22 protein-coding genes and 2 pseudogenes are annotated in these 23,761 nt (G+C 67.2%); 13 read left to right on the forward strand and 11 right to left on the reverse strand.

The window, feature by feature from the left end; translation table 11 throughout:
- Position 1: 1 nt before the first annotated feature.
- The 3 genes from HWX62_RS00340 to HWX62_RS00350 all read right to left on the reverse strand — a co-directional run bounded on the left by HWX62_RS00340 (position 2) and on the right by HWX62_RS00350 (position 3,098).
- Positions 2-304 (reverse strand): hypothetical protein, encoded by a 303-nt coding sequence (locus HWX62_RS00340; RefSeq protein WP_011549323.1) that lies wholly within the window; start codon positions 302-304, stop codon positions 2-4.
- Positions 305-391: 87 nt separating this feature from the next.
- Positions 392-1,546, reverse strand: a complete 1,155-nt coding sequence (locus tag HWX62_RS00345) for a branched-chain amino acid ABC transporter substrate-binding protein (protein ID WP_175931285.1) — start codon at positions 1,544-1,546, stop codon at positions 392-394.
- A 652-nt stretch (positions 1,547-2,198) separates the two neighbouring features.
- Positions 2,199-3,098 (reverse strand): DMT family transporter, encoded by a 900-nt coding sequence (locus HWX62_RS00350; RefSeq protein ID WP_175931286.1) that lies wholly within the window; start codon positions 3,096-3,098, stop codon positions 2,199-2,201.
- Between the two features lie 57 nt (positions 3,099-3,155).
- Here HWX62_RS00350 and HWX62_RS00355 point away from each other — a divergent pair, with 57 nt between their 5' ends.
- The 4 genes from HWX62_RS00355 (at position 3,156) to HWX62_RS00370 (ending at position 6,237) form a co-directional block, all read left to right on the forward strand.
- Positions 3,156-4,118, forward strand: a complete 963-nt coding sequence (locus HWX62_RS00355; protein ID WP_175931287.1) for a LysR substrate-binding domain-containing protein — start codon at positions 3,156-3,158, stop codon at positions 4,116-4,118.
- 234 nt (positions 4,119-4,352) lie between these two features.
- Positions 4,353-5,021 carry a nitroreductase gene (locus HWX62_RS00360; protein WP_175931288.1) on the forward strand — a complete coding sequence of 223 codons (669 nt, stop codon included), beginning with the start codon at positions 4,353-4,355 and terminating at the stop codon, positions 5,019-5,021.
- Positions 5,022-5,078: 57 nt separating this feature from the next.
- Positions 5,079-5,546: a sodium:proline symporter gene (locus HWX62_RS00365; RefSeq protein ID WP_175931289.1), complete on the forward strand. Its 468-nt coding sequence runs from the start codon at positions 5,079-5,081 to the stop codon at positions 5,544-5,546.
- 226 nt (positions 5,547-5,772) lie between these two features.
- Positions 5,773-6,237 (forward strand): hypothetical protein, encoded by a 465-nt coding sequence (locus HWX62_RS00370; protein ID WP_175931290.1) that lies wholly within the window; start codon positions 5,773-5,775, stop codon positions 6,235-6,237.
- Positions 6,238-6,283: 46 nt separating this feature from the next.
- On the opposite strand, the pseudogene HWX62_RS00375 reads toward HWX62_RS00370, so the two are convergent.
- The 4 genes and pseudogenes from HWX62_RS00375 to HWX62_RS00390 all read right to left on the reverse strand — a co-directional run bounded on the left by HWX62_RS00375 (position 6,284) and on the right by HWX62_RS00390 (position 10,346).
- Positions 6,284-6,928, reverse strand: a pseudogene (locus HWX62_RS00375) (glutathione S-transferase).
- A 102-nt stretch (positions 6,929-7,030) separates the two neighbouring features.
- Positions 7,031-8,203 carry a porin gene (locus HWX62_RS00380; RefSeq protein ID WP_175931291.1) on the reverse strand — a complete coding sequence of 391 codons (1,173 nt, stop codon included), beginning with the start codon at positions 8,201-8,203 and terminating at the stop codon, positions 7,031-7,033.
- Positions 8,204-8,375: 172 nt separating this feature from the next.
- Positions 8,376-9,275, reverse strand: a pseudogene (locus tag HWX62_RS00385) (ATP-binding cassette domain-containing protein); the annotation flags it as partial.
- Between the two features lie 18 nt (positions 9,276-9,293).
- Complete coding sequence (locus tag HWX62_RS00390; protein WP_175931292.1) at positions 9,294-10,346, reverse strand: RNA-guided endonuclease TnpB family protein; 1,053 nt, start codon at positions 10,344-10,346, stop codon at positions 9,294-9,296.
- Positions 10,347-10,614: 268 nt separating this feature from the next.
- Between HWX62_RS00390 and HWX62_RS00395 the strand changes: the two genes are divergently transcribed.
- The 3 genes from HWX62_RS00395 to HWX62_RS00405 all read left to right on the forward strand — a co-directional run bounded on the left by HWX62_RS00395 (position 10,615) and on the right by HWX62_RS00405 (position 12,250).
- Entirely contained in the window at positions 10,615-10,986 is a 372-nt protein-coding gene (locus tag HWX62_RS00395) for a CidA/LrgA family protein (protein WP_175931293.1), read from the forward strand.
- A complete protein-coding gene (locus tag HWX62_RS00400) occupies positions 10,983-11,717 on the forward strand; it encodes an LrgB family protein (protein WP_175931294.1) in 735 nt (244 codons plus the stop codon). The genes HWX62_RS00395 and HWX62_RS00400 overlap by 4 nt, the downstream gene beginning before the upstream one ends.
- Positions 11,718-11,947: 230 nt before the next feature.
- Positions 11,948-12,250: a hypothetical protein gene (locus HWX62_RS00405; protein WP_175931295.1), complete on the forward strand. Its 303-nt coding sequence runs from the start codon at positions 11,948-11,950 to the stop codon at positions 12,248-12,250.
- Positions 12,251-12,362: 112 nt separating this feature from the next.
- Here HWX62_RS00405 and wrbA read toward each other — a convergent pair whose 3' ends face one another.
- Positions 12,363-12,965: an NAD(P)H:quinone oxidoreductase gene (gene wrbA, locus HWX62_RS00410; RefSeq protein WP_175931296.1), complete on the reverse strand. Its 603-nt coding sequence runs from the start codon at positions 12,963-12,965 to the stop codon at positions 12,363-12,365.
- A 61-nt stretch (positions 12,966-13,026) separates the two neighbouring features.
- Positions 13,027-13,752, reverse strand: coding sequence for a pirin family protein (locus HWX62_RS00415; RefSeq protein WP_175931297.1), 726 nt, complete (start codon positions 13,750-13,752; stop codon positions 13,027-13,029).
- Positions 13,753-13,878: 126 nt separating this feature from the next.
- On the opposite strand from HWX62_RS00415, the gene HWX62_RS00420 reads away from it, so the two are divergent.
- The gene (locus tag HWX62_RS00420; protein ID WP_175931298.1) at positions 13,879-14,796 is read left to right on the forward strand and encodes a LysR family transcriptional regulator; all 918 of its coding nucleotides are present in this window, start codon (positions 13,879-13,881) and stop codon (positions 14,794-14,796) included.
- 90 nt (positions 14,797-14,886) lie between these two features.
- Positions 14,887-16,017, forward strand: coding sequence for a Fic family protein (locus HWX62_RS00425; RefSeq protein ID WP_175931299.1), 1,131 nt, complete (start codon positions 14,887-14,889; stop codon positions 16,015-16,017).
- A gap of 15 nt (positions 16,018-16,032) precedes the next feature.
- Here the strand turns inward: HWX62_RS00425 and HWX62_RS00430 are convergent, their stop codons facing one another.
- Complete coding sequence (locus HWX62_RS00430) at positions 16,033-17,103, reverse strand: LacI family DNA-binding transcriptional regulator (protein ID WP_175931300.1); 1,071 nt, start codon at positions 17,101-17,103, stop codon at positions 16,033-16,035.
- Positions 17,104-17,353: 250 nt separating this feature from the next.
- Between HWX62_RS00430 and rbsK the strand changes: the two genes are divergently transcribed.
- The 4 genes from rbsK (at position 17,354) to HWX62_RS00450 (ending at position 21,726) form a co-directional block, all read left to right on the forward strand.
- Positions 17,354-18,280, forward strand: coding sequence for a ribokinase (gene rbsK, locus HWX62_RS00435; protein WP_175931301.1), 927 nt, complete (start codon positions 17,354-17,356; stop codon positions 18,278-18,280).
- A 60-nt stretch (positions 18,281-18,340) separates the two neighbouring features.
- On the forward strand, positions 18,341-19,660 hold the full coding sequence (locus tag HWX62_RS00440; protein WP_175931302.1) for an MFS transporter: 1,320 nt from the start codon (positions 18,341-18,343) through the stop codon (positions 19,658-19,660).
- A gap of 43 nt (positions 19,661-19,703) precedes the next feature.
- Positions 19,704-20,651 carry a dihydrodipicolinate synthase family protein gene (locus HWX62_RS00445; RefSeq protein ID WP_175931303.1) on the forward strand — a complete coding sequence of 316 codons (948 nt, stop codon included), beginning with the start codon at positions 19,704-19,706 and terminating at the stop codon, positions 20,649-20,651.
- Positions 20,652-21,078: 427 nt separating this feature from the next.
- Positions 21,079-21,726 (forward strand): hypothetical protein, encoded by a 648-nt coding sequence (locus HWX62_RS00450; RefSeq protein WP_175931304.1) that lies wholly within the window; start codon positions 21,079-21,081, stop codon positions 21,724-21,726.
- A gap of 130 nt (positions 21,727-21,856) precedes the next feature.
- Here the strand turns inward: HWX62_RS00450 and fliD are convergent, their stop codons facing one another.
- Positions 21,857-23,371 (reverse strand): flagellar filament capping protein FliD, encoded by a 1,515-nt coding sequence (gene fliD / locus HWX62_RS00455; RefSeq protein WP_175931305.1) that lies wholly within the window; start codon positions 23,369-23,371, stop codon positions 21,857-21,859.
- Between the last annotated feature and the right edge of the window lie 390 nt (positions 23,372-23,761).

Genomic DNA, 23,761 nt, shown 5'->3' on the forward strand with positions numbered 1-23,761 from the left:
GTCAGGCGTCGGCTTTCGCCGCTTTCCGCGACCGCGGTTTTTCGGCTGCGGGAAACACGCCGACGCCGCGCGGCCGTTTCGGCTCGATCCGCATTTGCCGGATCACGCGCCGGAAGTCGATCTCGTGCGCGGCCAGCGTGCCGATTAGTTTCGCGATGACCGCGAGGTGGGAAGGGACGGTGCCCTTGCTCGAATAGTTGGTGATCGAACTTTCGTTCATCCGGATCAGGCGGGCGAACTCGCGCGCCGTCAACTGGGCCTTCTTCAACTCCTGCTGGAATTCCGCATACGCCATTGCACACATGATGCTTCGTCTCCGTGATTCTGAATTCGGCCCGCGCGGCGCCGGCGCCGACGAGTGGCGTTCCCGTCGTGCCGGCGTCGCGTCGGGTTACATCTTCACCTGGTCGAGGAAGGTCTTCTTGCCGCTCTTGTAGCCGTAGATCGAGATGATCCCGTGCGTCAGGTCGCCCTTCGAGTCGAACGTCGTCGTGCCGATCACGCCGTCGTACTTCGTTGCCGGCATCGCCGCGAGGATCTTCGCCGGATCGGTCGAGTTCGCGCGCTTCATCGCATCGACCACGATATAGACCGCGTCATACGCAAACGGCGCGTCGAACTTGATGCCCTGGTTGAAGCGCTTCTGGTATTTCGCGAGGAAGCCCGCGCCACCCGGCATCTTCTCGAGCGCCGCGCCGGCCTGCGAGCACAGCACGTTGTCGGCGGCCGGGCCCGCGAGTTCGGCCAGCGAGTCGGTGCACACGCCGTCGCCGGACAGGATCTTCGCGCGCAGGCCGAGCTGCTTCGCCTGCTTCGCGAGCGGGCCGCCGGTGGCGTCCATGCCGCCGTACATGATCGCGTCGGGGTTCTCGCCCTTGATCTTCGTCAGGATCGCGCGGAAGTCGACCGCCTTGTCGTTGGTCGCGTCGTGCGACAGCACCTTCAGGCCGAGCGCCTTCGCCTTCTTCTCGAACTCGTTCGCGAGGCCCTGGCCGTACGCGGTCGAATCGTCGACCACCGCGACGCTCTTCACGCCCTTCGACTGCGCATAGCTCGCGAGCGCCGGGCCCTGCTGCGCGTCGGTCGCAACCACGCGGTAGGTCGTCTTGAAGCCTTGTTGCGTGTAGGTCGGGTTCGTGGCCGACGGCGAGATCTGCACGATGCCCGCGTCGCTGTAGATCTTCGACGCCGGGATCGACGTGCCCGAATTCAGGTGGCCGATCACGGCGACGACCTTGTCGTCGACGAGCTTTTGCGCGACCTGCGTGGCCTGGCGCGGGTCGGCCGCATCATCCTGCGCGTCGAGTTGCAGCGTGATCTTCTTGCCGCCGATCGTCAGGCCCTTCGCGTTGATTTCCTCGACGGCGAGGCGTGCGCCGTTCTCATTGTCCTTGCCGAGGTGCGAGATGCCACCCGTCGTCGGTTCGACGCTGCCGATCTTCACGACCTGGTCGGCCATCGCGGACGACGCGGCCGCGAACGCGGCGGCGGCCAGTGCAACGGTGATCAGGGGTTTGCAGCGCATGCCGACAGTGCTTCGTTCCATCTGCCATCTCCGAATTGAATGTCTTTCTATTGACGTCTCGACCGGCCGGCCGCGGGGCCGGGGCGATCGGACGCGTCTCCATAGCCATCATGGGCTTCATTTGCATGGCGCCCGGCCGTGCGGCCTGCCGCCCGGGCGAGCGGGCGAGCGGGCGACGCGTCGCCGGGCGTCATGCAATCGTATGAATATATCTGAAGCCGGTTTTGCGCGCTGCGGCGAATCCCGTAGCGCGCCGGCGCGGCGCGGGCCGGCGCCCGGATGTCGAAGGTTCCGGATGCCGGAAATCGTGCGCTGCGGTGGGCTGCAGGTTGCGATTCGCTGTCGCCGGCCTTACGGCCGCATCCATTATTCGGCCGGTCGCCGTAGCGAAGCCATGGACACTGACACGCGGTCAATCCAGAACTGTTCGGTCGAATTGTCTGCACAGTTTGGTCATGCGAGAAGCGCGTCTTCCGGTTCGCGGTCATCCTTCGCCGAGGGTGATCCCGGTTGTTATGCAACTAACGGTCAAATCCAGCAGCGCCAATGAATGGGTGCCGGCTGCACTGGCCGAACCGTCCATCGGGATCGGCAGGGGCCGGGGCGGTTTGGATCTGGCTCGCTGCTGCTTTCGATCGTCGCGTCGGCCACGCAATTCGCCGCATGGTCGACGCTACGACCGTCCGCGCAATGCGACGACGATCACCCCCGCAATCGCCAGCAGGCCGCCGCACACCGTCGCGATGCCGGGTCGCTCGCCCGTCAGCGCCACCGACAGCAACGTCGCCACCGCCGGCGTCAGGTACAGAAAGTTGGCCGCGCGCGCCGCGCCGAAGTAGCCGAGTGCGAAGGTCCAGGTCGCGTAACCGAGCGCGGCGGGAAAGACGCCGAGCACCACGACGGCCAGCGCCGTGTCGCGCGACCCGCCGCCGAGCGACACGAGCGCGCCGGGCAGCCACGGCGCGAGCAATAGCGCGCCGGCCAGCAGCGTGTACGCGGTGCAGGGCAGTGCGCCGTACACGGGAATCAGCCGCCGCTGCAACACGAAATAGCTGGCCGAACAGAGCGCCGCGCCGAGAATCAGCGTGCTTCCCGAACCGAGGACGAGACCGCCCGGCTGCCCTTGCGCGATCACCGCGATGCCGGCCAGGCTGACCAGCGAACCGAGCCAGCCCCAGCGATTGAAGCGCTCGCGCAGAAACACGGCGGCCAGCAACGCGGTGAAGATCGGCAGCGTGTTCACGATGAAGCTCGCCGCGCCGGCCGACACGGTCTGTTCGCCGGTATTGAGCAGCGCGTTGTAGAGCGCGATGCCGAGCAGGCCGCACGCGAGAAAGCGCCACGCATCGCCTTTCGCCGGCAGCGGCGGCCGTCGCCACGCGAGCCACGCGACCACGAGCAGCGCGGCGGTCGCGAAGCGGGCGGCCGCGAGCTGCAGCGGCGCGAGGCCGTGCAGGCCGATGCGGATGAACGGGAACGCGGACGCCCACGAGACGATCGTGAACGCGACCGCGGCTGCCGCGACGAGCGGTTGTCGCGCGCCGCGCGACGTCGGTGAAGAGAGCGTGTTCATGCGGCAATGGTGCGGCGTGCCGAGATGCTAAGCTAGCGCACGGATCAACACCCAGGTATGAACATGACTCACAGCTCGGGCGCGCGTCGGGCCGACGGGCCGGCGCGTGCGCGCCAGGCGGCGGCCGCGCCGATGCCGGGCCCGCGGCCGCCGCTCGCGAGCCTGGAGACGGTCTGCACGGTGGCGCGAGAGGGTTCCTTTCTCGCGGCCGCCGACGTCTCCGGCGTCACGCACGGCGCCATCAGCCGACGGGTGGCCGCCGTGGAAAACTGGCTCGGGATGGCGCTGTTCGAACGGCATGCGCGCGGCGTGCGCCTGACGCCGGACGGGCAGCGTTTCGTCGGCCGGATCGAGCAGGCGTTCGCGATCATCGACAGCGCCGCCGATCAGTGGCGCTCGCCGCGCACGCCGCGGCTGGTCCGGATGAGCGTGGTGCCCGCATTCGCGCAGCTCTGGCTGTTCGAGCGGCAGCAGGCGCTCGAGAGCGAAGCGCCCGCGCTACGCATCGAGCTCGGCATCGAACTGCGCAACGTGGATATCGCCGGCGGCGAAGCGGATCTGTCGATCCGGTACGGGCGTGGCAACTGGCGTCGGCTCGAGACGCGTCCGTTCATGCCGGAACGGCTGTATCCGGTCGCGCATCCGCGGCTCGCCGCGCAACTGGCCAGGATGCGTCGCCGCCGCGGCGACGCCGCGCTGCTCGACATGCCGTTGCTGCACGATTCCGACGTGACCGGCTGGCGCACGTGGTTCGACGCACTCGGCATTCCGTTCAAGCCGCGTGCGCAGGATCGCCGGTTCGAGGATTACAACCTCGTGCTCGCGGCGGCCGAAGCGGGGCTCGGCGTGGCGCTCGCGCGCACGCCGCTTGCTGATGCGTATCTGCAGCGTAGCGCACTCGTGCGCGTGAGCCGTCACGAGGTCGATTCGCTGCTCAGCTATCACTTCGTGCATGCGAAAGGCGAGAATCGGCCCGAGGTCCTCGCGTTGATGGAACGCATGGTGAAGGCGCTGCGGTAGCGCATATCCGGCGGTTCGCGCAGGTACCTGCTTCGGCACGTGCGTCAGGCATGCGACGGGCTGCCCGTCGCGTTCGTTCGACCGCGGTCGCCGAGTCGTTACAATGCAGCCGCGGAAAACGGCGAGATCGCCGCGGTAAAACGGAACAGTGAAACGAATGCGCGCCTTTGCCCGACGGCAGGGCCACCCTCAACCATTGCAGTACGGGTTCAAATTTGCACAAAAAGGGAACCGATGAATAGACCAGACAAATCGTCGAAAGCGCGTGCGGCGCTGGATCAACTTTTTTCCGGCCTGGCGCCTGCGGACGCGAAGCGCGAATCGCCGCGTCCGGGCAATCCGTTCGAAGCGGACGACGAGGTGTCGAGTGCATCCGGCGGTCGCCGCGGGGTGGAAGTCACGCTGTCGACGCGCATCCAGCTGCGCGGTTATCCGAGCGCCGACGCGTTCATGAAACGCATGGCCGAAGCATGGGGCCTCGAATGGGGCACGTACGACAGCGTCCGCGCGGTGGCGACGCTGCCTGCCGGATGGCGTTCGCGCCGGCTGCCGGACGTCACGCAGATCGTCGACGAACGCGACGTGCTGCGCGCCGAGAGCAGCCTGCAGGGCGGCGAGATGTCGTATCTGAAGGTGCATCCGCGCTACTACATCGATGCGCGCAAGCGCTTCGGCTGGAGCAAGTCGTCGAAGGCATCCGACGATCCGGATCTCGACGGCCCCGACTGGAACTGCTTCGTGGTCGATCGGGAAAAGTCCGTCGAAGTGCACGAACTGACGACGTCGTCGCAGAAGGCCGACATGGACAATGCCCGCGCGACGCTGCTGAAATGGCTGGACGAGCACTATCCGAAACATCGCGACCCGTTTGCGTACTGGTCGGACTGCGAAGGTGCGTCGTAAAGCGCTTTGCACGGCGGTTCGTGCGATGCATCGAACCGCCGGTCATGAGGACGACCATTGAAACGAGCGAGTGTGGTGCCGATTCTCTGGGCGGCGTTTGGCGCGGCGGTCGGATCGACCGTCATCGAGTGGCTGCTCTGGGCAATCGTCGGCGATGACGCCGTCCGGAATCTGTTGCGCGACGCGCGCCTCACGGCCGCGATCGTGATGGGGCGAAGCGTGCTCGGCGCGTCCGGCGGCTTCGATCCGCTGGTCATGGGCGTGGCGACGCTCGTGCATGCGGCGCTTTCGCTGGTCTATGCAGTCGTGCTGGCGCGGCTGGTCCACGGCCTGTCGCTCGTGGCCGCGCTGTTCGCGGGCGGCGCGTTCGGGCTCCTCCTGTACGGCGTGAACCTGTACGGGTTCACGACGATCTTTCCGTGGTTCATCCCGGTGCGCGGCGCGATCACGCTGATCGCTCATCTGATATTCGGGATCACCGCAGCGGCTGCCTACTGCGCCGCCCGACATCGCGCTACGCGCTGATCCCGGCACCGATTGCCGTGGGTGCCTGCTCCGGACATCCGTATCCCGACCCCTGGAATAACCTGCCGCGCTGTGTCGTTTAGCCGTCAGGAGACCCCTGTACGAAGCGCAGCAGCGGCGAGCGGTGATCGCCGCGCCACGATCGTGCGCAAGCAAGACGGTGTGTCGGGCGTCGTTGGCGACGCTCGGGATCAGGTGGTCGGGGGCCACCACGCAGGAGCCGATCATGTGCAATGTGTTTCGATCCGTGACAGGCGTCGTCTGTCTCGGCGTTTCCATCTCCGCCTTCGCGCAAATGGCCGACGATCCGGCGGAGAACGGCGCGCACTGCCGTGCGGTCGTCGCGCAGGCGGACATCGACGGCGCGGAGCAGCAGGTCGTCGGACGCGCGTGCCTGCAAGACGACGGTACGTGGCAGATCGTGCAAAGCCCCGACGGCAGCGTGCTGTGGTATCCGGCGGCGGCCTATCCGTATGCCGATCCGTGGTATTGGGGGCCGCCGCTCTTCATCGGTGCGGGCGCAAGTTTTATCTTCGTCGATCGCTTCCGGCGTTTCCACCACTTCGATCATGTCGACCATTTCAATCCGATCGGGCATCGCCGCTTCGGCGTGCCGATGGGCGCGGGTTTCCGCCACGGCGCGTTTCCGGTTGGTGCGGGTCACGGGTTCGGCGGCATGCGGCGACATTAGACCGGTGATCGGACCGGTGTGGCGATGCTGCCGGCCTCGCGCGCGCTCAGCCGAGCTGTCCGCGCAGATCGTCGAACGGAATCATCACGTGCGTGCGATAGGCGGGCCGCGCCTTCAGCCGTTCGTACCACGCCGTGACATGCGGCACATCGGGCCGCGCGATATCGAGTTCGAAATACCGGTAAAGATGCGTGCCGGCCGCGATGTCGGCGAGGGTAATCGCGTCGCCTGCGAGAAACGGCTGCCCGGCCAGCACGGTGTCGAGCAGCCGGAAATGCCGCGCGCATTGCGCGATGCTTTGCTCGACGCGCGCGGTGTCGCGTTGCTCGGGCGGCGTGCGGTAGTAGTCGCGGAACACGCCGTTGAGGAAGGCCGGCTGCAGGGTCGTCTGCGCCCAGTCCATCCAGCGGTCGGCGCGCGACTGTTCGGCGGGATCGTCGCGCCAGAAGCCGGGGCGTCCGTAGCGTGCGGCAAGGTAGCGCAGGATGCTGTGCGACTCCCATACGACGGTACCTTCATCGTCGATCACCGGAATACGTCCGTGCGGGTTCATCGCGAGAAATTCACGCGTGTCGAGCAGGCCGAACCGGCCGCCGGCCGGCACGTGCCGATGGGCGAGCGCGAGCTCGTCGACGAGTCACATCACCTTCTGGACATTGAATGCGTTGCGTCGTCCCCATACCGTCAGCATGCCGGGCTCCCTGTGTCGTGACGAACGTGAAGACGGACAGTGTAAACGCGGCAGGCGCGCACCGCGGTGTGCGCCTGCCGCGTTCGTCGTACGACCGGACGATCAGAACTTGTGGCGAATGCCGACGACCGCGAGCGCCTGCGCATCGGTGCCGGCGTTCACGCCGTACGAACCGACCGACGCGGCGGCCTTCACGGTCGCCCCGCTCGCGTCGAGCGTGTTGCCGCTCGCCTTCTGGTAGCCGAACAGCGCATACAGGTCGGTGCGCTTCGACAGCGCGTAGTCCGCGCCGAGGTTGACCTGGTTGTAGTGCGCGGAAGCCGGGCCCGTCAGCGACGTGTAGTTGTAGCCGACACCCGCGCGCAGCGCCGTCGTGAACTGCCAGTTGAAGAACGCCGAGCCGTTGTTGAACTTCGCGTTCCGGTTGAACGCCGACAGCGTGTCCGCGCCGTACTGCGTGTTCGAATACGCGAGGCCGAAGGTCGCCGCTCCGAGCACGTACTGGCCGGCCGCGCGCACGATCTGGATCGACTTCGCGCTCGAGAAGCCCTGGTTGATCACGGTGTTGAACAGCGTGTCCGAACTGCTCGACCACGTCCGCACGCCATTGGCGAGCGTCGTGCCGCCGTTCGCGTAGAAGTAGCCGGCGCCGAGCGACAGCGGGCCGTTCGCGTAGCTTGCGCCGAAGCTGTACGTGCGGCCGCTGCCGGTCGCGCCCGCGACGCCGCCGAAGCCGTACAGCGCCTCGAACTGGAAGCCGGAGATCAGCGGGCTCGTGTATTTCACCGAGTTGCTCACGCGCAGGCTGTTGTCGTAGTTGTCGAGGTCGCCCGGCGTCGCGAACACGCCGCCGAAGTAGTTGTCCTGCGTGAGGCCCTGCACGAGATCGACGATCGGGTCGTACTGGCGGCCGAGCGTCACGGTGCCGTACGTGCTGCTCGCGAGGCCGACGACGGCCTTGCGGCCGAATTCGCGCTGGCCCTGGCCGAGCGCGCCGGTGCCGATGTTGAAGCCGTTCTCGAGCTGGAACAGCGCGGACAGGCCGCCGCCGAGATCCTCGATGCCGCGCAGCCCCCAGCGGCTGCCCGACAGGTTGCCGCTGCTGAACTTGACGAGGCTCGACGCGTTGCTGCCGTTCGCGTTCTGCGCGTTGTGGACGTACGCGATGCCCGCGTCGGCGATGCCGTACAGCGTGACGCTGCTTTGTGCGTGCGCGCCGGCGGCGACGAGCGCGGCCGGCAGGGCGAGCAACGCGAATGAGCGGATCGGTTTCATGGCTGGATTCCCCCGTTGGTCGATTGGTCTGACGAATCGGTGAACGATACGGACCGCGCCTCGTCGAGGGAACCAATAAATTGTCGGATCGTTATGAGGCGGCGCGGCGATGGGTGTGCGCGCAACGGATCGAGGATCCGCGCGCGGATAGTGCGTCCACCGTGACAGGCGCTTACTGCTCTACGCTTTCCTCGTCCGCCGTCTCCCCGAGGAACCCGCCGCTCTGGTGCGCCCACAGCGCCGCGTAAATACCGCCTGCCTGCAGCAACTGCTGGTGCGTGCCTTCCTCGACGATGCGCCCTTCGTCGAGCACGATCAGCCGGTCCATCGCGGCGATCGTCGACAGCCGGTGCGCGATCGCGATCACCGTCTTGTCGCGCATCAGGCTGTCGAGGCTGCGCTGGATCGCGACCTCGACCTCGGAGTCGAGCGCGCTGGTCGCTTCGTCGAGCACGAGAATCGGCGCATCCTTGAGCATCACGCGCGCGATCGCGACGCGCTGCCGCTGGCCGCCCGACAGCTTCACGCCGCGCTCGCCGACTTCGACGTCGTAGCCGGTGCGGCCGTGGCGGTCGCGCAGCCGGTCGATGAACTCGGCCGCTTCCGCGCGCACGGCCGCGTCGCGCATCTCGCGCTCGGTTGCATCGGGGCGACCGTACAGCAGGTTCTCGCGCATCGTCCGGTGCAGCAGCGACGTATCCTGCGTGACCATCCCGATCGCACCGCGCAGGCTGTCCTGCGTCACGTGCGCGATGTCCTGCCCGTCGATCCGGATCGTGCCGCCGCTCACGTCGTAGAAGCGCAGCAGCAGGTTCACGAGCGTCGACTTGCCGGCGCCCGAGCGGCCGATCAGGCCGATCCGTTCGCCCGGCCGGATCGTCAGGTTCAGCCCGTCGAATACCGGGCGATCGTTGTCCTCGTGCGCGAACTGCACGTTCTCGAACACGATCTCGCCGCGCTGCACCGCGAGCGGCTTCGCGTCGGGTGCATCGACCACACTGCGCACCTTCGTCAGCGTGTTGATGCCGTCCTGGATCGTGCCGACGTTCTCGAACAGCTCCGTCATTTCCCACTTGACGTCCTTCTCCGCCTAAAGGCTGAGGATTCCCACATCTGGCGATGCACGTCCGCATCGGAGAATGTTCAGCGCAGCGTTGATATCACGATCATGCACGACACCACATCCACTGCAGGCCCACTCTCTTATTCGCAGTCCCGCGATACCTTTCGGCCGCGTCGTGCTGTCTTTCGACCCGCACGACGAACAGGACTGGGTCGAACCGCTTTCGTCCACTTCCTCGAACGTGGCCCCGTGCGCGATCGCTTTGTAGCGGAGCTTGTTTCGGAAGGACGACCAGGACGCGTCGTAGACGCTCTTCGCCATCCTGGTTCTGGCGAGTTTTGCGGCCGACACGTTGCCGACCGCGATGTAATCGAAACGCCGCACCAGATCGAGCGCGAGCTTGTGTTGGAAGTCGGCACGGGCATTCGCGATCTTTGCGTGCAGCTTCGCGACATGCCTTTTGTGCTTTCGCGCCCGCTGCGCTTTCGCCAGCTTTTCCGCCGCGCGTCGGCCGAACTGGTCATTGGGCAGCTTCTCGCCGGTCGAAAGTGTGGCGAAGTCTTTCAGGCCGAGATCGATGCCAACACCGGAACGGATAGGTCGGGCCTGCACATCCGGCATCTCGATCACGATGTTGAGAAACCAGTTGCCGCGTGCATCCTGCGCAAAGTTGGTCCCGTCCTTGATCTTGCCTTCGGGAAGCGGTCGGCTGTTGAACACGCGGAAGGTGTTGCCGGCGAAACGGAACGCGTCACCCTCGCGCTTCAGGTCACGGCCCTTCAGCGGCACCCAGCCCAGCGATTTCCGGCCGCGATAGCGCAGGTAGGGCCGACGGTGCTGGCTGCGCGACTTCGCGTATTGCTCGCACGTCGCGTTGATCGTGCCGGAGTGGATGCCGAGCGCCTTGCTGCTGCCGGTCGTCAGCACGTTCAGATCGAATCCCGTCGGCCACTTCTTGCTCCACTTGAGCGCGTGCTTCTGCGTGTCGTTGCAGAAGTTCCAGACGTAGTTCACCGCACGGCTCTGCTTGTTGAGCAGTCCGTTGAGCGACTTCACCCGGTAGCGGTAGACAAGGATCATGCCGGTGATCCTAACCCGTGGAAGAAGCTGCCTGTCAACAGCACGCCTTTCCTTTCCGTCATCATTGGCAGGGGTTACCGGAGCAATTCGCGATGAAATGCGACACCGGTGACCGGGCTGAAACGGCTGAATCTCAATCGCGCAATCGCGCCCGGCCGCCGTCATTGTTGGTACGATCGCGCGTATCGTTCACGCCGGCGTCGCCAGCCGCCGGTTCATCGGTCTCGCGGCGGCACGGCCGCGCGGCCACGTTCGGGAGAAGCGGTTCATGTTGCAGGCGTTCGCGGTTTTGCTGATCTTCCAGTGTCTCGGGGAGGGCGTGTCCTATCTGTTCGGCCTGCCGGTGCCGGGCCCCGTGATCGGCATGCTGCTGCTGTTCGGCTTCGTGATGCTGCGCCCGCAGGTGGCCGATGCGATCGAGCCGACCGCGCTGGAGCTGCTGCGGCACCTGTCGCTGCTGTTCGTGCCGGCGGGCGTCGGCATCATGGTGTCGGCCGACCGCGTGCGCGGCGACGCGGTCGCGGTCGTCGTCGCGCTGGCCGTCAGCACGACGCTCGCGATCGCGGTGACGGCGCTCGTCACGCGCGCGTTGCTGCGGCGCCAGCGCCGCACGGGCGGCACCGCGGAGGGCGCGCAATGACGGCCTTCCCGAAGCTCGGCGCGATCTGGGTCTATCTCGCCGCGAGCCCGCTGCTCGGTCTGACCATCACGCTGGTCGCGTATCTGTTCGCGCAGGCCGTCTATGCGCGGGCGCGCTTCAATCCGCTGGCGAATCCGGTGCTGATCGCGGTCGCGGTGATCGTCGTGCTGCTGACGCTCACGCATACGCCATATCCCACGTATTTCGAAGGCGCGCAGTTCGTCCACTTCCTGCTCGGCCCCGCGACCGTCGCGCTCGCGCTACCGCTGTACCGCCAGTGGTCGAAGCTGCGGCGTACCGCATTGCCGCTGCTGGTCGGCCTGTTGGCGGGGTCGCTGACGGCGATCGTGTCGGCGGTCGGCATCGCCGCGCTGTTCGGGGCGTCGCACCAGACGATCGCGTCGCTCGCGCCGAAATCGGCGACGACACCGATCGCGATGGCCGTTGCCGCCGAGATCGGCGGCATTCCGTCGCTCACGGCCGTGCTCGTGATCTCGACCGGGATCTTCGGCGCGGTGTGCGCGCGCGGGATTCTCAATGGGTTGCGGATCGACGAGCCGGCCGTGCGCGGCTTCGCGCTCGGCGTCGCGTCGCACGGCATCGGCACCGCGCGCGCGTTCCAGGTCGGCGAGGAAGCCGGCGCGTTCGCCGGGCTCGGAATGGGGCTGAACGGCGTGCTGACGGCGTTCGTCGTACCGATCCTGCTGCCGGTGCTGTCGCGCTGGCTCTGAGCGGACACCGGCCGGCCGCGGGGTAGCGGTTTCCCTGATGGCGCGGACGGCGGGCCGAACCGACGGCGCACGCGGCGCGCATGTATCGGCGGCGTTATCAGAAGAATTCAGGAACGCACACGGACATTTGCGCGGCGATCGGCTAACGTTGCATCGGTGCCGTTGTCGCAAGCCGTCGCGTGCGCGCCGGTGTCCGACCCACAATCAACAATCGACAAGGAGTTCCGGCCATGAAGCAGGCTCGCGTGGTTTCGGTGGCAGTAGCGGTAGCGGTAGCGGTGTCGTTCGGTCTGGCGTTGACCGCGACGCCGGCGGCCTATGCGCAGGACGCGGCGTCCGCACCGACGCAGAAGCAGCTCGACAAGGCGCAGAAGAAGGCCGCGCGCAAGGCGGCCCGCGCGCGGCACGCGTCGGACCTGAAGGCGATCGGCACCGGCAGCGGTTACCGATTGACCAACGACCAGAGCAACTATCCGCAGAACGCCGTGCAAAAGGCGCCCGCGGCGCCGGCCGCGCCGGCGTCCGGCCAGTAACGGCCGACAGCCTCGCACGGAACGAACGGCGCCGGTCGAACCGGCGCCGTTCGTGCATGTGCGCAACGGCACGACGCGGGCTGCGGGGCCAAGAGGCCAAGAGGCCGCCGCGTTACGACGCGAGCTTGCTCGCGAGTTCCGCGACGTGCTTGCCCTGGTAGTGCGCGATGTCGAGCTCGTTCGCGCTCGGCTGGCGGCTGCCGTCCGCGCCGGCGAGCGTGGTCGCGCCGTACGGCGTGCCGCCGGTGATTTCGTTCATGTTGACGAGCCCGCTGCACGCGTACGGCACGCCCACGATCACCATCCCGTGATGCAGCAGCGTCGTGTGGAACGACGTGATCGTCGTTTCCTGGCCGCCGTGCTGCGTGCCGGTCGACGCGAACACGCTGCCGATCTTGCCGACGAGCGCGCCTTTCATCCACAGGCCGCCGGTCTGGTCGAGGAACGTGCGCATCTGGCCGGCCATGTTGCCGAAGCGGGTCGGCGTGCCGAAGATGATCGCATCGTAGTCGGCGAGTTCGTCCACCGTGGCGACCGGCGCGGCCTGGTCGACCTTCACGCCGATCGCGCGAGCCTGGTCGACGGGAATCGTTTCCGGCACGCGCTTGAGCGTGACCTCGACGCCGGGCACCGATTTCGCGCCCTCCGCGACGTGCTGCGCCATCGTTTCGACGTGCCCGTAGGACGAGTAGTAAAGAACGAGAACCTTGGCCATGTTGCGAATCTCCGATTAAAAGGGCCCCGCGGTCAGCGGGGCCCGGTTTCCCGAACGGGCGTCACGCCCATTCGGCCGTCACTTCGACCGGTCGCAGGTCGAATACCAGCACTTCGGCGTCCTGGCCGTCGGCGATCGTCAGCGCCTGTTCGCCGCGGATGCGCGCGCCGTCGCCTTCGCCGAGCGTCACGCCGTTGACCGTCACGCTGCCGCGTGCCACGTGCACGTAAGCAAAGCGGTTCGGGTCAAGTTCCAGCGTAGTGCTTTCGTCGCCGTCGAACAGGCCCGCGTAAATCCGCGTGTCCTGCCGGATCTTCAGCGACCCGGCGTCGCCGTTCGGCGACACGACGAGGGCGAGCTTGCCGCGCTTGTCGTCGGCCGCGACGTGGGTCTGCTGATAGCGCGGCTCGGCACCCTTTTCGGCCGGCCCGACCCAGATCTGCAGGAAGTGGACCGGCGTGTCCTTCGAGTGGTTGAACTCGCTGTGACGCACGCCCGTGCCTGCGCTCATCAACTGCACGTCGCCCGGCACGATCACCGAACCGGTGCCCATCGAGTCCTTGTGTTCGAGCGCGCCGTCGAGCACGTACGACAGGATTTCCATGTCGCGGTGCGGGTGCGTGCCGAAGCCGCGGCCGGGGGCGACGCGGTCGTCGTTGATCACGAGCAGGTCGGAGAAGCCGACTTGCTTCGGATCGTAGTAATTCGCGAACGAAAACGTATGACGGGAGCTGAGCCAGCCATGCTCCGCACGGCCACGTTGGTTTGCTGCACGGATGTCGATCATGATTTGTCCTTGAAGTCGCCGGACCTCGGAAGTGAGCCCGGCCGTTCGTTGAGATGCATCTTAGGTCAATCTATTTGACAAATAAATCGCCGTAGCGATAATGACTGTCGCTATGGAGTGGACAATATGGAACTCAACGACCTGCGGATCTTCGTCGCGACCGTCGACGCGGGCAGCTTCACGGCGGCGGCCGATCAGCTGATGCTGTCCAAGCAGTTCGTCAGCCGGCGCACGATGGCGCTGGAGGCGTCGCTCGGCGTGCGGCTTCTCCATCGCAATACGCGCAATCTCGCGGTCACCGAATCGGGGCAGGAGTTCTATGCGCGCGCGCAGCGGATCCTCGCCGAGGTGGCCGACGCCGAGCAGGCGATGTCGGTACGCAGCACCGAGCTGCATGGTTCGCTGAAGATCAGCGCGCCGCTGTCGTTCGGGATCACGCACGTGTCGCCGTTGATCGCCGAATTCCTGTCCGCGCACCCGGCCGTGCGGCTGAACCTCGACCTGACCGACCGGCGCGTCGACCTGATCGGCGAGGGCTTCGACCTCGTGCTGCGGATCGGCTCGCTCGAGGATTCGACGCTGATCGCGCGTCCGCTCGGCGCATGGCGGATGATCGCGTGCGCGAGCCCCGCCTACCTGAAGCGGCAGGGCACACCGCAGACGCCGGCCGATCTCGCCGGCCATACGTGCTTGCTGTACGGGCGCGAGCGGCGGGTCGGCTGGGAATTCCGCGTCGACGGCGCGGCGCGGACGTTCGACGTGCAGGGGCCGCTCGTCGCGAACAACGGCGAAGTGGTGCGCGACGCCGCGATCGCCGGGCTCGGCATCGCGCTGCTGCCGCACTTCATCGTCGGCGCGGCGCTCGACCGTGGCGCGCTCGTGCCGGTGCTGGACGCGTACGTGCCGCCGCCGATCACGCTCAATGCGGTGTTTCCGCAGCACCGGGAAGGGTTCGTCACGCTGCGCACGTTCATCGGGTTTCTCGCGGAACGGCTCGGGGAGCCGACGCCGACGGGCGCGAGCGGGGCGGGCCGGGTACGGTAGCCGGCCGCCGTGCGGTGAATGACGCGATTAATCTCCGCATGATTTGCGGAGATTGTTGAGTCGTGCGGCGAATGGGTAGATAATCTCCGCATGATGAGCGGAGATTACACCTTTATCTGGGAATCGGCCGACTGGCCGGCATGGCGCTTCGACCTGCCGGCCCTCGCCGCGCCGCTTGCCGACGTCAGCCGTGCGCAAGGCATGCTGGTCGGCCGACTGGCGGATGTCGGCCTGACGTTGCGCGACGAGGCGAGCCTGGGCGCGCTGACGGAGGACGTCGTCAAGACCAGCGCGATCGAGGGCGAGAACCTGAACGTCGCATCGGTCCGGTCGTCGATTGCGCGCCGGCTCGGTGTCGACATCGGCGCGCTGGCGCCGGTCGATCGCCACGTCGAAGGCGTCGTCGACATGGTGCTCGACGCGACGACCCATTCGGCGGCGCCCGTCACCGAGGCGCGGCTGTTCGGGTGGCACGCGGCGCTGTTTCCGACCGGCTATTCGGGGCTGTCGCGAATCACCGTCGGCGGCTGGCGCTCGGATGCGAGCGGGCCGATGCAGGTGGTCTCCGGGCCGATCGGCCGGCAGCGCGTGCATTTCGAGGCGCCGCCGGCTGCCCGCCTGGCTCGCGAGATCGAGCGCTTTCTCGCGTGGCTCAACGCGCCGCCGGCCGAGCCCTTGCTGATTCGCGCCGGGCTCGCCCATCTGTGGTTCGTCACGCTGCACCCGTTCGACGACGGCAACGGTCGTATCGCGCGCGCGCTCGGGGATCTGGTTCTGGCGCGCGCGGACCGGAGCCCGCAGCGTTTCTACAGCCTGTCGGCGCAGATCCAGCGCGAGCGCAACGCGTATTACGACGTGCTGGAGCGCACCCAGCGCGGTTCGCTCGACGTCACCGAGTGGCTCGCGTGGTTTCTGAACACGCTGGGCCGGGCCATCGATCATGCGCACACGACGCTCGATGCGGTGCTGATCAAGGCGCGCTTCTGGCAGCGATGCGCGGGCGCCGCGATGAACGAACGCCAGGTCAAGATCATGAATCGCCTGCTCGACGGCTTCGAAGGGAAGCTGACGACGACCAAGTGGGCCGCCCTCGCGAAGTGCTCGCAAGACACCGCGCTGCGCGACATCACGGAGCTCGTCGCGCAAGGCATGCTGCGGCGTTCGTCGTCCGGCGGCCGGAGCACGAGCTACGAACTGGTGCCGTTCGATGTGATGCAATAAGCCGGCGCGGCTCCGCTATTTCCTGCGCGCCGCACGCGCCTGCGTCCGCGCCGGCGGCGCGGCGGATGCGCGTATGCGCAACTCGGGCTGGACAGCATGGCCGGGCCCCGTGGCGCCGTTCTCGAGCGCGTCGAGCAAGGCATGCGCGGCCTGGCGCCCGATCGCGTCGGTGTCGACCCACATCGTCGTCAGCGGCGGCTGGATCTCGCGCGCGAGCGCGATGTCGTCGAACCCGGTGATCGACAACTGCGCAGGGACGTCGATGCCGAGCGTCTGTGCTTCGAGCAACGCGCCGAGCGCGAGCGCGTCGTTGCCGCAGATCACGGCGGTCGGACGCGTCGCCGCGTCGCTGTCGGCGATCGCGCGCAAGCTCGCGCGCCCGAACGCGATCGTGGCCGCGCCTTCGTGCTGATGCACGGGGCGCACCGCGAGCCCGTGCGCGGCAAGCGTGTCGTGGATGCCGCGCAGGCGGGCCTGGACGCGGTCGTTGTCCGTCGACGGCTGCATGATGATCGCGAAATCGCGATGGCCGAGGTCGAGCAGGTGCGCGGTGAGCCGTGCGAACGCCGCGCGGTTGTCGAAGCCGATGCAGCAGTGCGGGCTGTCGTCGCGATACGCATACGTGACGACGTACGGCACGCGATGCATCGCAAGGAGTTCGAACAGTTCGGGCGGGTACGCCTCGCCGACCAGCGATACGGCTTCCACGCCGCGCGACAGCATCGCGCGCACCTGCGCGAGCGCCTGCGCGGGATCGTAGTTCGAGCAGCCGAGGAACAGCGTGATGCCGTGCTCGGCCATGACCGTCTGCATGCCGGCGACCTGCGACGCGAACACCTGGTCGTCGAGGGTCGGGATGATCGCGCCCGTGATGTGGGTGCGCGTGGACGCGAGCGCGCGGCCGGCCGCATTCGGGATCCAGTTCAGCGCGAGCGCCGCGTCGCGTACGCGCTGCTGCACGTCGGCCGACACCTTGCCGGGATCGTTGTACACGCGCGAAACGGTCGCGGTCGACACGCCGGCCAGTTTCGCGACGTCGCCGAGTACGGAGCGGCCGCTGCCGCGGCGGGCCCGGGGCGTGCTCATCGGCCGTCTCCCGGCAGGGTAGACCTGCCGGCGCCGTACGTTGCCACTCGCGTCATTGGCGTCATTGTTTACCCTCGATTCATGGTCGTCCCGCTTGCATCCGCATTCGGTCCTGTGAGAATGTAAGCGCTATCTTGCTGCGACTTCGTATTATGTCAGACATGGATTCCATCTGTATCGTGAAATTTTCAGAGGCAGCGGCCGTCCCGGCCATTTCGTCGGCCTCAAATGTAAGCGTTTACATTCGAGCATGAGCGACACCACGTCACCGCGTATCGCCGTCGTCGGCAGCGTCAACATCGATCTCGTCACGCGCGCGCCGCGCCTGCCGGTACCGGGCGAGACGCTGCTCGGCACGACGTTCGAGACCGTTCACGGCGGCAAGGGCGCGAACCAGGCGGTGGCGGCCGCGCGCCTCGGCGCGTCGGTCGCGATGATCGGCTGTGTCGGCGACGACGCGTTCGGCGCGCGCCTGCACGGCGCGCTCGCGGCGGAGCGCATCGACGTGACGCACCTGCACCGGATCGCCGGCATCGCGACCGGCGTGGCGACGATCACGGTCGACGACGGCGGCGCGAACAGCATCGTCGTCGTGCCCGGCGCGAATGCCTGCGTCGATGCCGACCGGATCGACGCCGCGCGCGACGCGATCGCCGGGGCCGCGCTGCTCGTGTGCCAGCTCGAAGTGCCGGTCGCCAGCGTGGCGCGCGCGATTGCCTGCGCAAGCGCGCACCACACGCCGGTGCTGCTCAATCCGGCGCCCGCGCAGCCGCTCTTCGATGCGTTGCTCGCGCGGGTCGACTATCTCGTCGTCAACGAAACCGAGGCCGAGTCGCTGACCGGCATCGCCGTCGGCGACGACGCGTCCGCCGAGCGCGCCGCCGATGCGCTGTGCGCGAAGGGCGTCGGCAACGCGCTGATCACGCTCGGCGCGCGCGGCGTCTGCTGGCGCGGCGGCGCCGGGAGCGGCCGCCATCGCGCGATGGCGGTCGCGGCCGTCGATACGACCGCGGCCGGCGACACGTTCGTCGGCGGGTTCGCGGCCGCGCGGGCCGGCGGCGCGTCGATGGACGACGCGATCGGCTTCGGCCAGCGTGCGGCCGCGATCAGCGTCACGCGCCACGGCGCGCAGACGTCGATCCCGACGCGCGACGAAGTCAACCGTATGGATACCTGAATTCCGCATGCGACGGAACGGCCGAACCCGGCCCCTACCAGTGACATGGAGACAATCGACATGAACGACCACCCACCTGTTCCGCACGCGCCGCCCCGGATTCGGCGCGGTCAACGCATCGCGCTCGCGCTGTTGATGGCGAGCGGGATCGTCAACTATCTCGATCGCGGCACGCTGGCCGTCGCGAGTTCGGCGATCCGCGGCGATCTCGGCCTGTCGCTCTCGCAGATGGGGCTGCTGCTGTCGGCCTTCTCATGGAGCTATGCGCTGTGCCAGTTCCCGGTCGGCGGGCTGGTCGACCGCATCGGCCCGCGCCGGCTGCTCGGCATCGGCTTGATCGTCTGGTCGTTCGCGCAGGCGGCGGGCGGCATCGTGTCCACCTTCGGCTGGTTCATCGTCGCGCGCATCGTGCTCGGCATCGGCGAGGCGCCGCAATTTCCGTCAGCCGCGCGCGTGGTGAGCAACTGGTTTCCGCTGCGTGCGCGCGGCACGCCGACCGGCATTTTCAATGCCGCGTCGCCGCTCGGCACCGCGCTTGCGCCGCTGCTGCTGTCGGTGCTGGTTGCTGCGTTCCACTGGCGTTGGGCGTTCATCGTGACCGGGGCGCTCGGCCTCGTCGTCGCCGTCGTGTGGTTCGCGCTGTATCGCGATCCGGTGCGCGCGCAACTGTCCGCCGCCGAACGCGCTTATCTCGATGCCGATGCGCAAAGCGTCGCCGCCGCACCGAAGCTGACCTTCGCCGAATGGCGCAGCCTGTTCTCGCACGGCACGACCTGGGGGATGCTGATCGGTTTCTTCGGATCCGTGTACCTGAACTGGGTCTACCTGACCTGGCTGCCGGGCTACCTGACGATGGAGCGGCACATGAGCCTGATCCGTACCGGGTTTGCCGCATCGGTGCCGTTTCTGTGCGGATTCGTCGGGTCGCTGGTCGCCGGCTGGCTGTCGGATCTCGTCACGCGCCGCAGCCGGTCGCCGGTCGTGAGCCGGCGCAATGCGGTGGTGGCCGCGATGCTCGGGATGGTCGCGTTCACGATTCCGGCCGCGCTCGTGCAAAGCAATACGGTTGCGCTTGCCTGCATCTCGGTCGTGATCTTTCTCGCCAACGCGGCGTCCGCGTGCTCGTGGGCGCTCGCGACGGCGGCCGCGCCGCCGAGCCGCATCGCGTCGCTCGGCGCGATCCAGAATTTCGGCGGCTTCATCGGCGGCGCGCTGGCCCCGATCCTGACCGGCATCATTGCGCAGCAGTGGTCGTTCGTGCCCGCGCTGCTCACCGCGGCGGCGATTGCGTTCACCGGTGCGATGGCCTATCTGCTGCTCGTGCGCAAGCCGATTCCCGAGCAGGCCGCGAACGCCGCGCCAGGACCGTTGCCGGCGTAATCGTGCCGCCTGCATTCGCATTCACTGAAGGAAGGAGAAACCGATGCAACACCCGCAGCAATCGAACGTGATCATCGAAGGGATCGTACCCGTGATGCTGACGCCGTTCGACGATGCCGGCGCGATCGACTACGCCGGGCTCGAGCGGCTCATCGAATGGTATCTGGCGCACGGCTCGGATGCGCTGTTCGCGGTCGCGCAATCGAGCGAGATGCAGTTCCTGAGCCTGGCCGAACGCGCGGCGCTCGCGCGCTTCGTGGTCGAGCGGGTGGCCGGGCGCGTGCCGGTCGTCGCGTCCGGGCACATCAGCGACGATCTCGACGCGCAAGTCGCCGAACTGTGCGCGGCCGCCGAATCGGGCGCGCAGGGCGTCGTGCTCGTGACCAACCGGCTCGATCCGCAACGCAAGGGCAGTGCCGCGTTGCTCGACCATCTCCGCCGGCTGCTCGCGCGATTGCCGTCGGATCTGCCGCTCGGCCTGTACGAATGTCCGGCGCCTTACCGGCGGCTGCTGTCGGATGACGAACTGCGCGCGTGCATCGACACGGGCCGGTTCGTGATGCTCAAGGACGTGAGCTGCGATCTCGCGACGGTGAAGCGGCGCGTCGCGCTCGCCGCCGGGTCGCCGCTGAAGATCCTGAACGCGAACGCCGCGATCGCATGGGACGCGATGAAGGCCGGGTCCGCCGGTTTCAACGGCGTGTTCACCAATTTCCATCCCGATCTCTACCGGTGGCTGCGTACGCAAGGCGACACGAATCCGGCGCTGGCCGACGAACTGTCGACGTTCCTGGTCGTCTCGGCGGTATCGGAGGCGCTCGGTTACCCGGCGCTCGCGAAGCTCTATCACCAGCGGATCGGCACGTTCGGGTCGATCAAATGCCGTGCGATCGATTACGACGTGCGCGAACGGTTCTGGGCGCTCGATGCGGTGCTCGACAAGATCGTGGCCGGCACCGAACATTTCCGGCGACGGATCGCCGCGTCATGACATAGGACGCGCCGCGCCATTGGCACGGCGCGTGATCGTCTCGCGTGCCGTGCAGGTGGCCGGCACGCCCGCTGCGTGCAAGAACGACTTGCTTTGCGCGATGCGCCGCAATCGCGGCGCCATCATCGGGATTCCGATCCTGTCGACGGCGGTAACGCCTGCCGCCTTACCATCCGACCGTCATTCGGCGGTCATTCCCGATATCACGAACGCGAACCGCGGCGATCCGCGAGCGCGGTGTCGATGCACGCGTGGCCAACCTGCCACGCGTCGTATCGACCGTGTCTGACGGACTGTCGACATGTCTGGCTCAGAGACGACAAAAGCGCACAAATCTGCGCAATCCCGCGCCCGTCCGTTGTAACGGTTCGTAATACCATGCCGCGGAGTGATTTTTGCCGATGAACCGCTGAAGCCGCATCCGCCCATGCAACACATGACGACGACAAGCCAGCCGCCGATCCTGGCGGCGCCGGTTGATCCGATGCTGCACGCCGTGATCGACGAGGTCGTCCACCGGAGCGTGTCGGAGGCGACGACGCGCAGCGGCTACATGCGCTGCGCCGACTATGCGATCGTCGGCGCGCGGGTGCTGACGCTGCTGACTGGCAAACCCTATCGGCCGTTCGCGGGCGGCGAAGTCATGGATTTCGGCGACGGCATCCTGTACGCGCTATGTACGACGCGCGAGCGGCGCCGCACCGCGCGGCATCTGTCGCAGCTCGCGCGGTATCACTGCTGGATCGAAGCGCGGCACGACGACGTGGGCGGGCACATGCGCAAGGAGATCGTCGACTTCACGCTGCGGCATGACCAGACCGTCGCGAACCAGCTGGGCATGCCGTTCGCGCGTGCTTACCGGGCCTATTTCTGGGGTTGGGAGGACGAGCATGCGGTACCGGCCGAATTGCACGATCATCCGGTGTTCGCGAAGCAGGGGCCCGTATGGCGCTGGGCCGAGCGTGAATGCACGTCGCTGCTGCGTGCGTACGAGCACGAACGGCCCGGCTATTTCGGGCGTCGGGTGTCGCGTGCGATCGATTTGTTCGCCGACCGCGTCGAAGGTCTCGGCTGACGCCTCCCTGCTGCAACGACAACCGCGAGCCGTGTGCGGGCGACGATGAGGCGAACCCGGCGGGCGCTGGCGCATCGCCGGGCAGGAACGACGCTGTCTTCCGGCCGCGCGCACTGCGCGACCCGGCCATTCACTTGCTGGACAGCGTGCCGTTGCTGTTCGCACCGCCGAACAGTCGCGTGAGGTACTGCGTGTTGGTGTTCATCCGGGCCATCAGCGTGTTGAGCGCGGTGAACTGCGCCTGATACTGCCTCGTCAGTTGCGCGGCATAGTCGGACAGATCCGACTGCTGCTGCGCGACGCGTTTCAGATCGGCGGTCAGTGCGGTCGTGCGTACGTCGATCATCCCGTTCTTCTTCGTGAACAGCGCGATCTGGTCGGCCAGGCGCGTGCCGATCCCGTTCTCCGGATTGAACAGGCGCGCGACCCCCGACGGATTGGCGGACAGCGCGCTGTCGAGCTTCGCGCTGTCCACGTTCAGCGTGCCGTCCTTCTCGAGCTTGATGCCGATCGACAGCAGGTTCACGTGTGCGTTTCCGTTCTCGGCGACGGCGCCGCCGTCGACGCCGCGCGCGACGATCGACGCCAGCGAGTTGCGGATCGTGTTCAGCGTCGAATCGCCGATCAGCGCGCCTTGCGAGCTCGCGCCTGCCGTGTAGCTCGACAGCGCGCCCATCGTCTTGACGACCGTGTTGTACAGGCTCGCGAAATTCGCGATCGTGGCGGCTTGCGACTTCGTGTCGGGACTGACCGTCAACGTCTGCGTATCGGTCGCGCCGACCGCGGCCGCCGACAGGTTCAGCGTGATGCCGGTCAGCACGCCGGATACCGCGTTGCTCGCGCTGGTCGATGCGATCCCGTTGAGCGTGAATTTCGCATCCTGCGCGACGGCGCTTTGCCGCCAGGCCGCCGCGCCGTTCGCCGAATCGATCTTCGATGCGCCGCCGGACGGGTCGGCCGTCGACGTGACGCCGAGGTTCGACAGGCCGTTGTCGTTGGACACGTTGCCGACCGCGACGCTGATCGCGTTCGCCGCGCCCGTCTTCGACGATGCGAGCACGAGGTGGGCGCCGTCCGTGCCGTTGATGACCGTCGCGCTGATCCCCGGATTGCCCGCCGCGCCGTTGATCGCCGCCGCGATACCCGCCAGCGTGTTGTTCGTGCCGCCGACTTCGACCTTGAACGGCTGGCTGCCGAGCGACAGCGTGAGCGTGCCGGTGCCGAGCGCGTTGCGGCCGTTGAAGCCGGCGGACGACAACGCCTGCGCGGTCGCGATCTGCGTGACGCCGACCGTGTAGGTGCCGGCGACCGCCCCCGCGCCGGCCGTCGCGGTCAGGCCCTTGCCGCTCGCGACGGCGTTGAACGTCGACTGCAGTGCGCCGTTCTTCAGCGACGTCAGGCCCGCCTCCAGCGCACCGAGCGCCGACGACAGCGCGCTGAATGCGGAAATCCGCGTGTTGCCGGTCGTTTGCGAAGCGGCAAGCGTTGCGGCCCGGCCGGCCGTTTTCGCGTTCACGAGCGTCTTGACGAGCGAGCCGACGTCCATCGCCGGATTGCCGGTCGAACCGTTGATGATCGATTGCGCGGCCTGCTGCATCAGGCTGTTCGCGTTCGCGCCGCTGTTGACGGGCGTGTTCGTTGGCATGGGTGAGCTCCGGTTGAAAGGGGCGAACGGCGTCGTGCCGGCTTGCAGTGATCGGGGTGGGCCGGCGCGGTGCTCTCGCGTGCATGCCGCTTCCCGCGACGCCCGCAACGAGGTGTCGGGAAAACGTAAGAATGAATCGGTGCGCTATCGTATTCTTAAATCGATATGGGTCGGTAATTTTTGGTCATCTTTTTTGAGAAAAAATATACGTTCCGGGTGGGTAAGAAATGAGTATTAAAGGCTCGAAGTTTTTTGCCGTTAACCGACAACTTCGCATGTATCCATTCACGGTTTTCCAGAATGGAAATGCACGGAACGCGTGAACGTTTGCAGCGAATGTTTCGGCCGGATCGCTGAACATCGTGCAGGCGGGGGGTACCTAAATAGCGG

Source organism: Burkholderia sp. BCC0506 (assembly GCF_902833145.1).
In the GTDB taxonomy this organism is placed as follows: domain Bacteria; phylum Pseudomonadota; class Gammaproteobacteria; order Burkholderiales; family Burkholderiaceae; genus Burkholderia.

Excerpts from the sequence above, each read along its gene's own strand:
- HWX62_RS00340 (WP_011549323.1), bottom strand. The coding sequence starts at position 304 with ATGTGTGCAATGGCGTATGCGGAATTCCAGCAGGAGTTGAAGAAGGCC.
- HWX62_RS00430 (WP_175931300.1), bottom strand. The coding sequence starts at position 17,103 with ATGAGCACGCCCCGGGCCCGCCGCGGCAGCGGCCGCTCCGTACTCGGC.
- wrbA (WP_175931296.1), bottom strand. The coding sequence starts at position 12,965 with ATGGCCAAGGTTCTCGTTCTTTACTACTCGTCCTACGGGCACGTCGAA.
- HWX62_RS00345 (WP_175931285.1), bottom strand. The coding sequence starts at position 1,546 with ATGGAACGAAGCACTGTCGGCATGCGCTGCAAACCCCTGATCACCGTT.
- HWX62_RS00405 (WP_175931295.1), top strand. The coding sequence starts at position 11,948 with ATGAAGCAGGCTCGCGTGGTTTCGGTGGCAGTAGCGGTAGCGGTAGCG.
- HWX62_RS00450 (WP_175931304.1), top strand. The coding sequence starts at position 21,079 with ATGCAACACATGACGACGACAAGCCAGCCGCCGATCCTGGCGGCGCCG.
- fliD (WP_175931305.1), bottom strand. The coding sequence starts at position 23,371 with ATGCCAACGAACACGCCCGTCAACAGCGGCGCGAACGCGAACAGCCTG.
- HWX62_RS00360 (WP_175931288.1), top strand. The coding sequence starts at position 4,353 with ATGAATAGACCAGACAAATCGTCGAAAGCGCGTGCGGCGCTGGATCAA.
- HWX62_RS00445 (WP_175931303.1), top strand. The coding sequence starts at position 19,704 with ATGCAACACCCGCAGCAATCGAACGTGATCATCGAAGGGATCGTACCC.
- HWX62_RS00390 (WP_175931292.1), bottom strand. The coding sequence starts at position 10,346 with ATGATCCTTGTCTACCGCTACCGGGTGAAGTCGCTCAACGGACTGCTC.
- HWX62_RS00420 (WP_175931298.1), top strand. The coding sequence starts at position 13,879 with ATGGAACTCAACGACCTGCGGATCTTCGTCGCGACCGTCGACGCGGGC.
- HWX62_RS00415 (WP_175931297.1), bottom strand. The coding sequence starts at position 13,752 with ATGATCGACATCCGTGCAGCAAACCAACGTGGCCGTGCGGAGCATGGC.
- HWX62_RS00350 (WP_175931286.1), bottom strand. The coding sequence starts at position 3,098 with ATGAACACGCTCTCTTCACCGACGTCGCGCGGCGCGCGACAACCGCTC.
- HWX62_RS00355 (WP_175931287.1), top strand. The coding sequence starts at position 3,156 with ATGAACATGACTCACAGCTCGGGCGCGCGTCGGGCCGACGGGCCGGCG.
- HWX62_RS00400 (WP_175931294.1), top strand. The coding sequence starts at position 10,983 with ATGACGGCCTTCCCGAAGCTCGGCGCGATCTGGGTCTATCTCGCCGCG.
- rbsK (WP_175931301.1), top strand. The coding sequence starts at position 17,354 with ATGAGCGACACCACGTCACCGCGTATCGCCGTCGTCGGCAGCGTCAAC.
- HWX62_RS00380 (WP_175931291.1), bottom strand. The coding sequence starts at position 8,203 with ATGAAACCGATCCGCTCATTCGCGTTGCTCGCCCTGCCGGCCGCGCTC.
- HWX62_RS00425 (WP_175931299.1), top strand. The coding sequence starts at position 14,887 with ATGATGAGCGGAGATTACACCTTTATCTGGGAATCGGCCGACTGGCCG.
- HWX62_RS00395 (WP_175931293.1), top strand. The coding sequence starts at position 10,615 with ATGTTGCAGGCGTTCGCGGTTTTGCTGATCTTCCAGTGTCTCGGGGAG.
- HWX62_RS00440 (WP_175931302.1), top strand. The coding sequence starts at position 18,341 with ATGAACGACCACCCACCTGTTCCGCACGCGCCGCCCCGGATTCGGCGC.
- HWX62_RS00370 (WP_175931290.1), top strand. The coding sequence starts at position 5,773 with ATGTGCAATGTGTTTCGATCCGTGACAGGCGTCGTCTGTCTCGGCGTT.